The sequence below is a fragment of the Methylophilus sp. Leaf414 genome (assembly GCF_001425425.1).
Classification (GTDB): Bacteria; Pseudomonadota; Gammaproteobacteria; order Burkholderiales; family Methylophilaceae; genus Methylophilus.
The window spans coordinates 223,628-237,052 of sequence record NZ_LMQQ01000002.1 but is presented as its reverse complement, the minus strand read 5'-3'; the positions used below and the strand labels follow the sequence as shown (position 1 = coordinate 237,052).

The 13,425-nt window shown below is 51.7% G+C and carries 13 protein-coding genes; 10 read left to right on the top strand and 3 right to left on the bottom strand.

Annotated elements, in window-relative coordinates; genetic code table 11:
- Window positions 1-42 precede the first annotated feature (42 nt).
- From gatB to gatC, 3 genes are read right to left on the bottom strand one after another with little or no spacing between them, the layout of a single operon-like run.
- Window positions 43-1,488 carry an Asp-tRNA(Asn)/Glu-tRNA(Gln) amidotransferase subunit GatB gene (gene gatB, locus ASG24_RS05550; RefSeq protein WP_055868782.1) on the bottom strand — a complete coding sequence of 482 codons (1,446 nt, stop codon included), beginning with the start codon at window positions 1,486-1,488 and terminating at the stop codon, window positions 43-45.
- Entirely contained in the window at window positions 1,489-2,979 is a 1,491-nt protein-coding gene (gatA, locus tag ASG24_RS05545) for an Asp-tRNA(Asn)/Glu-tRNA(Gln) amidotransferase subunit GatA (protein ID WP_055869359.1), read from the bottom strand. It lies immediately after the preceding gene.
- A 59-nt stretch (window positions 2,980-3,038) separates the two neighbouring features.
- Entirely contained in the window at window positions 3,039-3,326 is a 288-nt protein-coding gene (gene gatC / locus ASG24_RS05540) for an Asp-tRNA(Asn)/Glu-tRNA(Gln) amidotransferase subunit GatC (protein ID WP_055868779.1), read from the bottom strand.
- A gap of 124 nt (window positions 3,327-3,450) precedes the next feature.
- Here gatC and ASG24_RS05535 point away from each other — a divergent pair, with 124 nt between their 5' ends.
- The 10 genes from ASG24_RS05535 to lipA all read left to right on the top strand — a co-directional run bounded on the left by ASG24_RS05535 (window position 3,451) and on the right by lipA (window position 13,409).
- Window positions 3,451-4,494, top strand: a complete 1,044-nt coding sequence (locus tag ASG24_RS05535) for a rod shape-determining protein (RefSeq protein WP_055830500.1) — start codon at window positions 3,451-3,453, stop codon at window positions 4,492-4,494.
- 29 nt (window positions 4,495-4,523) lie between these two features.
- Complete coding sequence (gene mreC, locus ASG24_RS05530; protein ID WP_082488001.1) at window positions 4,524-5,672, top strand: rod shape-determining protein MreC; 1,149 nt, start codon at window positions 4,524-4,526, stop codon at window positions 5,670-5,672.
- Window positions 5,669-6,145: a rod shape-determining protein MreD gene (gene mreD / locus ASG24_RS05525; RefSeq protein WP_055868777.1), complete on the top strand. Its 477-nt coding sequence runs from the start codon at window positions 5,669-5,671 to the stop codon at window positions 6,143-6,145. Before mreC ends, mreD begins: the two co-directional genes overlap by 4 nt.
- 4 nt (window positions 6,146-6,149) lie before the next feature.
- Window positions 6,150-8,081, top strand: coding sequence for a penicillin-binding protein 2 (gene mrdA, locus ASG24_RS05520; RefSeq protein ID WP_055830506.1), 1,932 nt, complete (start codon window positions 6,150-6,152; stop codon window positions 8,079-8,081).
- Window positions 8,074-9,171, top strand: a complete 1,098-nt coding sequence (gene rodA / locus ASG24_RS05515) for a rod shape-determining protein RodA (RefSeq protein ID WP_055868775.1) — start codon at window positions 8,074-8,076, stop codon at window positions 9,169-9,171. Before mrdA ends, rodA begins: the two co-directional genes overlap by 8 nt.
- Window positions 9,172-9,190: 19 nt before the next feature.
- Window positions 9,191-10,255: a septal ring lytic transglycosylase RlpA family protein gene (locus tag ASG24_RS05510; protein WP_055868773.1), complete on the top strand. Its 1,065-nt coding sequence runs from the start codon at window positions 9,191-9,193 to the stop codon at window positions 10,253-10,255.
- Between the two features lie 132 nt (window positions 10,256-10,387).
- On the top strand, window positions 10,388-11,485 hold the full coding sequence (locus tag ASG24_RS05505; protein WP_055830907.1) for a D-alanyl-D-alanine carboxypeptidase family protein: 1,098 nt from the start codon (window positions 10,388-10,390) through the stop codon (window positions 11,483-11,485).
- Between the two features lie 21 nt (window positions 11,486-11,506).
- Window positions 11,507-11,809: a YbeD family protein gene (locus ASG24_RS05500; RefSeq protein ID WP_055868771.1), complete on the top strand. Its 303-nt coding sequence runs from the start codon at window positions 11,507-11,509 to the stop codon at window positions 11,807-11,809.
- A gap of 18 nt (window positions 11,810-11,827) precedes the next feature.
- Complete coding sequence (lipB, locus tag ASG24_RS05495; RefSeq protein ID WP_055868768.1) at window positions 11,828-12,442, top strand: lipoyl(octanoyl) transferase LipB; 615 nt, start codon at window positions 11,828-11,830, stop codon at window positions 12,440-12,442.
- Complete coding sequence (gene lipA, locus ASG24_RS05490; protein WP_055830515.1) at window positions 12,432-13,409, top strand: lipoyl synthase; 978 nt, start codon at window positions 12,432-12,434, stop codon at window positions 13,407-13,409. The genes lipB and lipA overlap by 11 nt, the downstream gene beginning before the upstream one ends.
- Window positions 13,410-13,425 lie beyond the last annotated feature (16 nt).

The following is a 13,425-nucleotide window of genomic DNA, read 5'->3' as shown; positions in this document are numbered from 1 at the left end:
CTCAACCCTCTCGCCAATCAGATGGCGTTAGGAAGATGGTCATTAACCCAGTTTGTTTTTCAGCAACTCATTGACCTGTGCCGGGTTAGCCTTACCTTTAGATGCTTTCATGCACTGACCCACCAGCGCATTAAAGGCTTTTTCTTTACCGGCTTTGTATTCTTCGACCATGGCCTGGTTTGCCGCCAGCACGTCATTAATAATCGCTTCAATCGCGCCGGTGTCAGAAACTTGTTTGAGGCCTTTGGCTTCGATGATGGCATCGACTTCGCCTTCACCTGCCCATAATCCCTCAAACACCTGTTTCGCAGCATTGTTAGAAATAGTGTTATCAGCAATCCGCTTGAGTAATGCTGCGAGCTGGTCAGCGGAAACCGGACTCTCGGCAACCGTTTTTTCTTCCGCATTGAGTTTGGCCGATAGTGCGCCCATCACCCAATTAGCAGCCTGTTTGGCGTCGCCACCCGCATTCACTACAGCAACGAAATAATCAGCCACCGCACGGGAACTGGTCAGGTTACTGGCATCATAACCGGAGAGTTGGTACTCACTGGTAAAACGCGCTTGTAACGCTTGCGGCAATTCCGGCATATCTGCCCTGACGCGTGTTTTATCAGCTTCTGTCACTTCAAGCGGCAGCAAATCGGGGTCCGGGAAATAACGGTAATCGTTGGCTTCTTCCTTGGAACGCATGGCGCGGGTTTCGCCGGTGTCCGGATTAAAGAGGATAGTGGCTTGTTGAATGGTACCGCCATCTTCCAGTGTTTCGATCTGCCACTGGGTTTCGTACTCAATCGCCTGCAGCATGAATTTGAACGAGTTGAGGTTCTTGATTTCGCGGCGGGTGCCCAGTTTTTCTGTGCCTTTAGGACGCACTGACACGTTAACGTCGCAACGGAACGAACCTTCCTGCATATTACCGTCGCAGATGCCTATCCATTGCACCAGTTCGTGCAGTTTTTTGGCATAGGCAACCGCTTCCGCCGCACTGCGCATATCCGGTTCCGTCACGATTTCCAGCAATGGCGTACCAGCGCGGTTTAAATCGATACCGGACATACCTTCAACCGCATCGTGCACGGATTTACCGGCATCTTCTTCCAGATGCGCACGGGTGATGTTGATGACTTTTTCGTAAGCTTCAGTATTTTTACCGGCAGGCACCTGGATAGTGATCTTGCCTTTGCCAACCACCGGCAATTCGAACTGGCTGATCTGGTAGCCCTTAGGCAAATCCGGATAAAAGTAATTCTTGCGGGCGAAAATGCTGCGGGGCGCAATGTCGGCATCGATAGCCAGGCCAAACTTGATCGCGCATTCCACGGATTGTTTATTGAGGACCGGCAACACACCCGGCAACGCAATGCTCACTTCACAAGCTTGCGTGTTTGGCTCAGCACCATAGGTGGTCGAAGCGCCACTGAATTGTTTGGACTTGGTTTGTAACTGCACATGGGTTTCCAACCCGATCACGACTTCCCACTGCATTTAGATGTTCTCCAATGCTACTGGCATTTGGGTATGCCAGTCTGTTACTTGTTGATAGGCGTGGCCGACATCCAGCATGCGCGCTTCATCAAAATAATTACCGATAATCTGCAAGCCGACTGGCAGCGGTTTACCATCACCATCTTGGGCAAAGCCGGCAGGAATACTCATGCCAGGCAAACCGGCCAGGTTGACGGCAATGGTATACAAATCTTCGAGGTACATGGCGACCGGGTCACTGGTCTTCTCCCCGGCCTTAAAGGCTGTCGAAGGGGCAGCGGGTCCCATGATCACATCACAGTGTTTGAATGCTTCCACAAAATCCTGCGCAATCAGGCGGCGGATTTGCTGGGCTTTCAGGTAGTAGGCATCGTAGTAACCGGCGCTCAATACATAGGTACCAATCAGGATACGGCGCTTAACCTCGGCACCAAAGCCTTCGGCGCGCGACTTCATGTACATTTCCTGCAGGTCATTGTATTCGGCAGCGCGGTGACCGTAGCGCACACCGTCATAGCGAGACAAATTACTGGAAGCTTCCGCAGGCGCCAGCACGTAGTAAACGGGGATAGACAGGTTGTTATTCGGCAGGCTGATATCCACGATTTCAGCGCCCAGTTTTTTGTATTCGGCAATCGCCGTTTCAATCACTTTGGCAACGTCGACACTCAGGCCTTCGGCAAAGTACTCTTTTGGCAGGCCGATACGAAGGCCTTTTAACGGTTGCTCGCCATGCATGTGGGCGAGGCCACGCGTGTAATCTTCTTTTTCGCGGTTGACGCTGGTGGAATCGCGCTCGTCGAAACCGGCCATTACGTTCAGCATCAGCGCACAGTCTTCAGCCGATTTAGCCATCGGGCCGGCCTGGTCCAGAGAAGAAGCAAACGCGATCATGCCGTAACGCGATACCAGGCCATAGGTTGGTTTCAGGCCAGTGAAGCCACATAGGGAGGCGGGTTGACGGATGGAACCACCAGTGTCAGTACCAGTCGCTGCTGCGCACAAGCGCGCCGCGACAGCAGCTGCGGAACCGCCCGAGCTACCGCCAGGTACGCGGTCAAAGTCCCAGGGATTTTTTACGCCACCAAAGTAACTGGTCTCGTTGGAGGAGCCCATGGCGAATTCGTCCATATTGGTTTTGCCAAGGTTCACGGCGCCAGCGGCATCAAACTGGCTGATCACATGCGCGTCATAAGGCGCAATAAAGGTTTCCAGCATTTTCGAGCTGCAAGTGGTGCGCCAGCCTTTGGCACAAAAAATGTCTTTTTGGGCGAGCGGAATACCCGTCAGCGGCCCGAAGTCACCGGCAGCAATTCGCGCATCAGCAGCCTTGGCCTGGGCTATGGTTTTTTCTTCATCCAGCGTGATAAAAGCATTGATGGTCGGATTGAGTTGCGTCACGCGCTGCAAATAGGCTTGCGTGAGCTCGACACTGGAAATTTGCTTGCTGGCCAACTGTTGGCCCAGCTGTTTAAGGCTACTGTTAATCATCATTAAAACCGTATAGGAGGTGGCGACTTAATTATTTGATCACTGGGTTTGATCAATGTTTATTCAATGACCTTGGGCACGAGATATAACCCATCTTGCGTGGCAGGGGCAATTGACTGGAACAGTTCGCGCTGATTGGTTTGGGTGACCACGTCTTCACGCAAGCGCTGCGTGACATCCTGGGAGTGCGACATAGGCGCAATTCCGGTGGTATCTACTGCTTGCATTTGCTCGATCAGCCCTAAAATGCCGGAAAGTTTATTTAAAGTTTCTTGCGCTTCAGTGTCACTGACTTCGATGCGAGCCAGATGCGCTATACGTTTGATGTCTTCAAGATTGAGTGCCATAGAGGATAAGTCTTCAAGAATTCGAAATCACATCTTAATTTCATGTGCGTTTTGCGCTATTATACCTTGATTTCAAGCCACACTCGGCTGGCGCTTCAAAAGTCGGAATTTTACAGGATAAAACATGTTCGGTGCACTTAACAGCTACTTCTCCAATGATCTCGCAATCGACCTTGGCACAGCCAACACCCTGATTTACGTGCGCGGTAAGGGTGTGGTGCTGGACGAGCCGTCTGTCGTTGCCATTCGTACCGAGGGCGGGCCCAACGGTAAAAAAGTGTTGCTGGCAGTGGGTTCCGATGCGAAAAGCATGCTGGGACGTGCGCCAGCCAACATCCAGGCGATCCGCCCGATGAAGGATGGTGTGATTGCCGACTTCACCATCACCGAGCAAATGCTCAAGTTTTTTATCCGTAAAGTACATGAATCCCGCTGGTTCTCACCCAGCCCACGCATCATCATCTGTGTACCGGTAGGTTCCACCCAGGTTGAACGCCGTGCGATTAAAGAGTCTGCCGAGCGCGCCGGCGCCAAACAGGTGTTCCTGATTGAAGAGCCGATGGCCGCGGCCATTGGTGCTGACATGCCGGTGGCTGAAGCGACTGGTTCCATGGTGGTGGATATTGGTGGCGGCACAACTGAAGTTGGCGTGATTTCACTGGGTGGTATTGTGTACGCCAAATCCGAACGCGTCGGTGGCGACAAATTTGACCAGGCGATTATTGACTACATCCGCCGCAACTACGGCATGCAGATTTCCGAACCTACCGCCGAAGCAATCAAGAAAAGAATCGGCTCCGCTTTCCCGGGTTCTGAAGTGCTGGAAATGGAAGTCACCGGTCGCAACCTGGCGGAAGGCCTGCCACGTAAATTCACCATTTCAAGCAACGAAATCCTGGAAGCACTTACCGAGCCTCTGAACTCTATCGTCGGTGCAGTGAAATCCGCACTTGAACAAACGCCGCCAGAACTGGGTGCCGATATTGCTGAAAAAGGCATGGTACTGACCGGTGGTGGCGCGTTACTGCGTGACTTGGATCGTTTGCTGGTGGAAGAAACCGGCTTGCCGGTCATCGTTGCTGAAGACCCATTGACTTGTGTGGCCCGTGGTTGTGGCCGTGCATTGGAAGAAATGGATAAATTGGGCAATGTGTTTGCCAGTGAGTAATGTAAGGCCCGGCTGGCGTTACCCTCATTATGCTCAAAGGCATACACCAACAGCTTGATCCGCACGAATCCCCGGCCTTTTTTATCCAGGGGCCGCGGCCTTTTTCACGCCTGATGTTTTTTTGCGCATTGTCACTGGTCATGATGGCCATCGATGCACGTTTTGACTATCTGAGCCAGGTACGGCAATGGTTTAGCGCCGCCCTGCATCCGCTGGAAATTGTTGCTAGCGCCCCGAATGAGTGGGGTCGCAACATTAATACCTACTTTACCTCGCATAACCAATTGATCCAGGAAAACTTCAAGCTCAAGCAACAAGGTTTGATTGATAACGCAGCGCTACAGCGCCTTGCAACCGTGGATGCAGAAAATGTGCACTTGCGCACACTGCTGTCAGGTGATGCGCCTATCATCCCTAAAGCGACACTGGGTGAAGTGATGCATATGGGACGCGACCCGTTCAGCAATATCATCACACTCAACCGTGGCAGCCGTCACGACATCACCCCCGGCCAGGCAGTGGTGGATGAGCAAGGCGTTGTTGGCCAGATCACCCGGGTTTACCCGTTCACCAGTGAAGTCACGCTGATTACCGATAAAAAACTGTCCATCCCTATTCAGATTGAACGCAATCAATTGCGCGCGATTGCTTTCGGCGAAGGCAAGCGCAACACGCTGGATATCCCTTACCTACCAACCAGCGTGGATATTAAAGTAGGCGATAAACTGGTCACCTCAGGCATTGATGGTGTATATCCAGCCGGCTTGGCCGTGGCGGTAGTGACACAGATTAAACAAAGCCAGGATTCACCGTTTGCCAAAATCGTCAGCCGCCCGATTGCCGGCGTCAACAACCATAAACATGTGCTGATTCTGAAAATCCCTGAGTCACCGGCGATTAATCCGGTGACAGACAACAAGCCGGTATTGCCGCGCAATAATGCACAACACCTCGATCAATCGGTGGTCGATGTACTGCAAAAAAATAATGCGGCGGTAGATCCGCATCCAGTCACCGAACTTCCCAGTTTGGATTCCACAGACACCGACCCCGCTGCCGTGAATGCGATAACGCCGCCAGCCAGCACGCAGACAAATAATGGCAGCCCTAATACTGCCACGCCTAACGTCACATCACCACCTAACAGCCAAGCGCCAGCTGCACCGGAGCGTCCATGAAACCGGTAAAATTCAGTACCTTCTTTTTTACCTTGCTGGTTGGCCTGGTGTTCCAGTTATATCCATGGTCAAACTCCGGCGTGATTATCCGCCCTGACTTCCTGCTGGTGATTGCGCTTTACTGGCTGCTGCAGGCGCCCTATCACTGCAATATCGGCTGGGTATGGTTTGCAGGGTTACTGGTAGACCTGGCGACCGGCAGCCTGCTCGGCCAGCACGCACTGACATTCTCGATTACTGCTTTTCTTGGTTTGATTTACCAACGCCGCCTGGTGCTTTTCAACCGCTGGCAGTTGTATCTATACCTGATCTTCCTGTTCGGCATGCAACGCATATTGATTATGCTGCTGAAGCTTTTTGCCGGTAGCGAGATGCCTGACTGGACCTATGGCTTGCCGATCATTTCTGACCTGATCCTCTGGCAAATCATGATTGTGTGGTTTGGCGAATTATCGCGCCCGAAAAAGTTATAAGCGCATGGGGTACAGCACCGAACTCAAGAACCACCAGAACGAACAGCACAAGTTCCGGGTTCGCCTGGTTTTCCTGGTATTAGCGGTCATTGCCGCTTTTTCGGCGTTAGCAGGCCGTTTTTATTTTTTACAGGTCTACCGCTACGACTACTACCAGACGCTGGCAGAAAACAACCGCATCTCGATTGTGCCAATCACGCCTAACCGCGGCCTGATTTCTGACCGTAACGGTATTATCCTGGCGCATAACTTTTTTGTGTATACGCTGGAAATCACGCCCTCCAAAACCGACGACTTGCAGGACACCATTGAAGAGTTAGGCCAGCTGGTAGAAGTCTCGCCAATCGACCTCAAGCGCTTTAAGAAATTGCGCAGCCAAAGCCATACCTTTGAGAGCATCCCGATTCGTACCCACCTGAACGAGTATGAAGCGGCCAAGTTTGCGGTAAACCGCTTCCGTTTTCCGGGCGTAGAATTAAAATCACGACTGTTCAGACACTATCCTTATGGGACGCTGGGTACGCATGCGATTGGCTATATTAGCCGCATCAACGAGAATGACCTCAAGCAACTCAAAGAAAATAACCAGCTTTCCAATTACAAAGGCACCGAGCATATCGGCAAGGCCGGTGTTGAGCAGGCTTATGAAGAGCAATTGCATGGTATCACCGGTTTCCAGCAAGTAGAGATTGACGCGGATGGACGCGCAGTTCGTGTGCTTTCCAGCGCATCGCCAACGTCTGGTAACAATATTGTGCTATCAATGGATGCCAAATTGCAGGAAATCGCCGAGCATGAATTTGCCGGCAGGCGTGGCGCATTGGTTGCCATTCAACCTAAAACCGGCGAAGTGCTGGCGATGGCAAGTATGCCGTCATTTGATGCCAACCTGTTTGTGGATGGCATTGATTACGACAACTGGAACCTGCTGAATAATTCACTGGATAAACCATTGATCAACCGCAGCCTGAAAGGCATTTACCCGCCAGGCTCGACCTTTAAACCATTTGTGGCGCTGGCGGGGTTAGAGTCCGGCAAGCGCCAGCCGCCTTTTGCCATCAGCGACCCTGGCTATTTCATGTTGCCAAATAGCCGTCACCGTTACCGCGACTGGAAGCCTTCCGGTCATGGCGCGGTCGATATGCGCCGGGCAATTACCGTTTCCTGTGATACCTTTTTCTACGGGTTGGCGATGGAACTGGGCATAGACCGCCTGACCGATTTTGTACGCCATTTTGGATTTGGCGAAAAAACCAATATCGATATCCAGGGCGAATTGTCAGGATTACTGCCCACACCAGCCTGGAAGAAGAAACGCTTTAAACAACCGTGGTATATGGGTGAGACCGTGATTGTTGGTATCGGGCAAGGGTATACCCTGGTGACACCTATGCAACTCGCGCATGCCACTGCCATGCTGGCCAACAGTGGCAAATCCATCCGGCCACATCTGGTAAATGCCATCGTCAACTCGAAAACCAACCAGGTCAGCTTATTGCCGCATGCAATTGCCGACCAGTTGAATTTGAGCGCCAATAATCTGGAAATCGTCAAGCTGGGCATGATGGATGTAACCCAGCCAGGCGGCACTGCCGCTGCGATTGGTACCAATGCAGGTTATTTAATCGCAGCCAAAACCGGTACTGCACAAGTGGTCGGTATCAAACAAAACGAGAAATATAACGAAAAACTGATTAACGAACGGCACCGCGACCACGCCTGGTTTATTTCGTATGCGCCTGCCGAAGATCCGAAAATCGCAGTCGCTGTGATTGTGGAAAACGGTAGCCATGGTGGCTCAACAGCCGGCCCGATTGCGCGCAAGGTGATGGATTATTATTTACTTGGCAAAGTACCGGTTGACCCGGCCGCTGCAGCAGTGCCGGAAGTCACCATTACCAATGCGCCAGAAGTAGAAGAGGAGCCACATGATTAGGCAATTGATCGTCCGCTTTATACGGCATGTAGACTCTGTCCTGCTCGCCACTGTTCTGATGGTGCTGGTGGTGGCATTGATGGTGCTGTATAGCGCATCTGGCCAGGCGCTGACCAAAGTGAACGCGCAAATCGTGAATATTATGATCATGATGGGCGTCATGCTGCTGGTAGCCAATACGCAACCGCAATTGATTGAGCGCATTGCGCTTCCGGTGTATTTGTTTGGTCTGACACTGCTGCTGGCTGTCGCCTTGATAGGTGACATCAGCCATGGTGCGCGGCGCTGGTTAAACCTGGGTGTGACCAAAATCCAGCCTTCAGAACTGATGAAGCTGGCCGTACCTATCATGTTGTCCTGGTATTTTTCCAAACGTGAAAGTATGTTGCGCACCGGCGATTACTTAGTCGCCGGGGTGATTCTGCTGGTGCCGGTACTATTGATTGCCAAACAGCCTGATCTGGGTACTGCCACCCTGGTATTTGCTTCCGGATTTTTTGTAATTTTCCTGGCTGGCCTGAGCTGGAAATTTATCTTCGGTAGCGCGATTGCCTTTGGTGCTGCCCTGCCGATTTTGTGGTCTATGCTGCACGACTATCAACGGCGCAGGGTTGAAATCCTGGTCGATCCGAGCCAGGATCCATTGGGTGCGGGCTACCATATTATCCAGGCCACCATTGCGATTGGCTCCGGTGGGATGACCGGCAAAGGTTGGCTGAATGGCACCCAATCACAACTGGACTTTGTACCTGAACGCACTACCGACTTTATTTTTGCCGTATTCGCTGAAGAATTTGGCCTGGTCGGCTGTTGTCTGTTGTTACTGCTGTTCACCATTATCATAGGCCGCGCTTTTATTATTGCCTCGCAAGCCAAAAATACTTTTTCACGCTTGCTGGCAGGCAGTATTGCCGCCACCTTCTTCACTTATTGCTTTGTGAATATGGGCATGGTCAGCGGCATTTTACCGGTGGTGGGCATTCCGTTGCCATTGGTTAGTTATGGCGGTACTTCTTTGTTGACCCTGGGCCTGAGCCTGGGCTTGCTAATGAGTGTGCAATCGCATAAACGACTGGTCGCCACTGACTAATGTACTTTGTGAGGACAAGATGTCTTTTAATTCAAAACTGATAGCGATTGCGTTGCTAAGCAGCCTTCTGGCTGCCTGTAACAGCAGTATGCCACCACGCCAGACATCTCCGTCTCAGCCACCAACCAGCAAATCGACACCCGCAGAAAGACCACGCGCCACACCTCCTATGGCGTCTTCACCTTCTGCCCCGCCTGTCATGGGTCCGCGCATCATCAACATTGACCCAAAACCGGAATTTGAAGGCAATGCTACCGATGGCATAGACCCGAACACGCCGTTGGAAACGTCAGTGACGCCCAGGCTGGACCCTATCGTCAAATCTACGACCAAGCCTTATATCGTCAATGGCGAGACCATTACACCGATGTCAGCTATCGCCACGCCTTTTACCCAGACCGGCCACGCTTCCTGGTATGGCAAAAAATTCCATGGGCGCAAAACCGCCAGCGGTGAAGTCTATGATATGTTCAAACTCTCTGCCGCACATAAAACCCTGCCTATTCCCAGCTATGTGCGCGTAACCAACCTCAGTAACCGCAAGTCGGTCATTGTCCGGGTCAATGACCGCGGGCCGTTCGGGCGTCCGCGGGTAATTGATCTGTCTTATGCCGCAGCCAAACAGCTGGATATTATCCAGCATGGTTCCAGCCAGGTAGAAGTGACCCTGATAGATACGACACAGCAGATACCCGAACCCTTGCAGCCATCTACTGAAACCGTTCAAGTGACCAGGCAGATCATTCAGCCGGTGTCAGCAGGTGCTTCACCGGCAAGCGTGCCTTCGCCGGCAAGCACACCTTCTACAACAAATACCTCCGCTACAAACATTCCTGCAAACGGACTGGAAGCCAATGGTATTTACATCCAGGTTGGCGCTTTTGGCCAGGAAGAAAATGCCGACCGCTTGCAGAAGCGTATCTTCACCGCCATCCCCGAGACACAAACCCTGCTCAACAAAGTGTATAATGGCAAGCTGTTCCAGGTCGTACTGGGGCCGTATCCAGATCACGCATTGGCAGCACAGGCGGCCAGTCAGATGCGTGACCAATTGCAGTTACCCGCACTGATTTTTTCCCGGTAATTGTTTGTTCACGAGAAGTTTTTCTGCGTGAAGTTTGTATCCCGTAAGGGGTTTTTCTCATTGACTGTTTATCTCGTTAAGTGACTAACCATGTGGCGCTCTTGTATTGCTGTTCTATTTTCACTTCCATTCATTACACTGGCCGCTGAAGCCATTACCCTCAATGTGCCGTCGCCGACACTGGCTGCTAAAGCCTTTGTATTGCGCGATGCCAATACAGGTGGATTGTTGGCGGCCAATAACCCGGATATGCCGGTAGAACCAGCATCGCTGACCAAAGTAATGACAGCCTACCTTGCTTTTGAAGCAGTCAAGCAAAAGCGCTTGTCACTGACACAAACATTGCCGGTAAGCCATAAAGCCTGGAAGGTCGAAGGCTCCAAAATGTTTATCGACACCACCATGACGGTGACAGTCGATGAGCTGCTGCATGGCCTGATTATCCAATCCGGTAACGATGCTGCCATTACGCTGGCTGAAGGGATTGCCGGTAGTGAAGAGTTATTTGCCACACTGATGAATAAAAAAGCCGTGGCATTGGGCATGAAAAACAGCCATTTCATTAACTCAACTGGCTTGCCTGACCCTACCCATACCACCACAGCGCGTGATTTGTCGATCCTGGCCAATGCCTTGATCCGAGACTTCCCTCAAGATTACGCGCGCTTATACTCACAAAAATCTTACACCTATAACAAGATTACCCAGCCTAACCGTAACCGCTTGCTGTTCCTAGACCCGACTGTCGATGGCATGAAAACCGGCCACACCGAATCTGCGGGTTACTGCCTGATTTCTTCTGCCAAACGCGATGATTTCCGCCTGATTTCTGTCGTTTTGGGCACGACTTCAGACAATGTACGTGCTGCCGAAAGCCAGAAACTGTTGAACTTCGGCTTCAGGTTCTTTGAATCCAAACTGATCTACCCGGCCGCTAAAGCCATCACCCGTCAAAAAGTCTGGAAAGGTACTGAAAGTGAAGTCGATTTGACAGTTGCCAAGCCTGTTTACCTGACTTTGCCACAAGGCGAATATGCCAATATGAAAGCCAACGTACGGATTGCCAAGCCGCTGGAAGCGCCACTGAAAGCCCAGCAAGCAGTAGGTAAAATCGAGTTTACCTTAAACGGTAAAGTCGTCCACAGTGTGCCATTGGTGACCATGCAGGCGGTAGAAGCCAGCAATATCTTTTCACGCATGATTGACCAAGTGCGTTTGTATTTGCAATAACATGTTTCAACAGGTGACCGTATGAGCGAACCAGATAAACCATCTTCTGAACAAACGCCTGTAGCAGAAGAGACCCTGATTGAGTTTCCCTGTGACTTTCCAATCAAAGTCATGGGTGAAACACATGATGACTTCACCATTGAAGTGACCAAAACCATACAGCGGCACCTGCCTGAGTTTGGTGCTCATTTAATCGAGATGCGCGGCAGCAGCGCGGGGAAATACCTGAGCCTGACTTGCATGGTGTACGTCACCTCCAAACCGCAACTGGATGATATCTATCGCAGCCTGACCTCGCACCCGATGGTCAAGGTCGTGCTTTAGTCACCCTTTCAAAATCACATGCCTGCTCTGGAAATTCGCCAGCTGGGCCTGACTGACTATGCAGTCACCCTGGCCGAAATGCAGGCTTACACCGCGCAACGCAATAGCAGCTCTGCTGACCAGTTGTGGGTGACTGAACACCCGCCGGTTTATACGCTGGGCCTTAATCGGCGCGGGGTTAGATTGCCTGATAACGATATTCCCGTCGTAAATGTAGACCGTGGCGGCAAAATCACTTATCACGGCCCAGGCCAGTTAATTATTTATTGCCTGATAGACCTCGCACGTAGCCACTTGAATGTGAGGCAACTTGTCTCCATCTTGGAAAACAGCCTGATAGAATTCCTGGCCGGCCATGGTGTGACTGCTGAAGCACGTCCTGATGCGCCAGGCGTTTATGTGTACGGTAAAAAAATAGCGTCGTTAGGGCTACGCCTTAAAAATCAGTGCTGTTATCATGGCTTAAGCTTGAATATTGATATGGATTTGCAGCCGTTTGCAGACATAGACCCCTGCGGTTATGCCGGCATGCAAATGACGCAGACCAAAGAATTACAGATTCCGTTAGCCATGGCTGAGATTGCCGCAGCGTTAACTCAAACACTGAAAGAGAAACTGGCGCATGTCAGATAAATGCCAAACTGAACGCCCGGCGAAAAAAGTGGCTGGTGTCAAAGAAATTGACGCCGCGAAAACCTCGCGTATTCCGATAAAAATCGTGCCCATGCCGGTATTGCGCAAGCCGGAGTGGATACGCATGAAAGTGCCGGATTCAGCGCGCTTCCAGGAAATCAAACAGGTTTTGCGTGACAACAATCTGCACACCGTCTGTGAAGAAGCCAGTTGCCCGAACATAGGCGAATGCTTTAGTGGCGGCACCGCCACTTTTATGATCCTGGGTGATATTTGCACCCGCCGCTGCCCGTTTTGCGATGTGGCACACGGCAAACCCCTGCCGCCTGACCCGAATGAACCGGAAAACCTGGCGCGCACTATTGCACAGATGAAACTGCGTTATGTCGTGGTCACTTCGGTAGATCGCGATGATTTGCCCGATGGCGGTGCGCAGCATTTTGTCGATTGCATACGCGCGATCCGTGCCCAATCCCCACACATCAAAATTGAAATCCTGGTACCGGACTTCCGTGGCCGCCTGGATGTGTCACTGAAAATCCTGCGTGAAGCGCCGCCGGATGTGATGAATCACAATCTGGAAACGGTGCCGCGCTTATATAAACAAGCTCGCCCCGGGTCTGATTACCAGCACTCACTCAACCTGCTCAAGCAGTTCAGCGAGATGTATCCGCATGTGCCGGCCAAATCCGGCCTCATGCTGGGCCTGGGTGAAACTGATGAAGAAATCCTGGAAGTGATGCGTGACCTGCGTGCGCACAATGTCAGCATGCTAACCCTGGGGCAATATCTGCAACCAAGCGTGCATCACCTGCCCGTGCTGCGTTATGTGACACCTGATACGTTTGCCTGGTTTAAAGAGCAGGCAGACAGCATGGGGTTTGATAATGCTGCCAGCGGTCCCATGGTACGCAGCAGCTATCATGCCGACCAGCAGGCACATGCAGTCATCGCCCAGGAAGCATAAATTTAAAGCCCGCTGG

Bases quoted from the DNA above. Each gene is read 5' to 3' on its own strand.
- gatB (WP_055868782.1), bottom strand. From the start codon at position 1,488: ATGCAGTGGGAAGTCGTGATCGGGTTGGAAACCCATGTGCAGTTACAA.
- gatA (WP_055869359.1), bottom strand. From the start codon at position 2,979: ATGATTAACAGTAGCCTTAAACAGCTGGGCCAACAGTTGGCCAGCAAG.
- gatC (WP_055868779.1), bottom strand. From the start codon at position 3,326: ATGGCACTCAATCTTGAAGACATCAAACGTATAGCGCATCTGGCTCGC.
- ASG24_RS05535 (WP_055830500.1), top strand. From the start codon at position 3,451: ATGTTCGGTGCACTTAACAGCTACTTCTCCAATGATCTCGCAATCGAC.
- mreC (WP_082488001.1), top strand. From the start codon at position 4,524: ATGCTCAAAGGCATACACCAACAGCTTGATCCGCACGAATCCCCGGCC.
- mreD (WP_055868777.1), top strand. From the start codon at position 5,669: ATGAAACCGGTAAAATTCAGTACCTTCTTTTTTACCTTGCTGGTTGGC.
- mrdA (WP_055830506.1), top strand. From the start codon at position 6,150: ATGGGGTACAGCACCGAACTCAAGAACCACCAGAACGAACAGCACAAG.
- rodA (WP_055868775.1), top strand. From the start codon at position 8,074: ATGATTAGGCAATTGATCGTCCGCTTTATACGGCATGTAGACTCTGTC.
- ASG24_RS05510 (WP_055868773.1), top strand. From the start codon at position 9,191: ATGTCTTTTAATTCAAAACTGATAGCGATTGCGTTGCTAAGCAGCCTT.
- ASG24_RS05500 (WP_055868771.1), top strand. From the start codon at position 11,507: ATGAGCGAACCAGATAAACCATCTTCTGAACAAACGCCTGTAGCAGAA.
- lipB (WP_055868768.1), top strand. From the start codon at position 11,828: ATGCCTGCTCTGGAAATTCGCCAGCTGGGCCTGACTGACTATGCAGTC.
- lipA (WP_055830515.1), top strand. From the start codon at position 12,432: ATGTCAGATAAATGCCAAACTGAACGCCCGGCGAAAAAAGTGGCTGGT.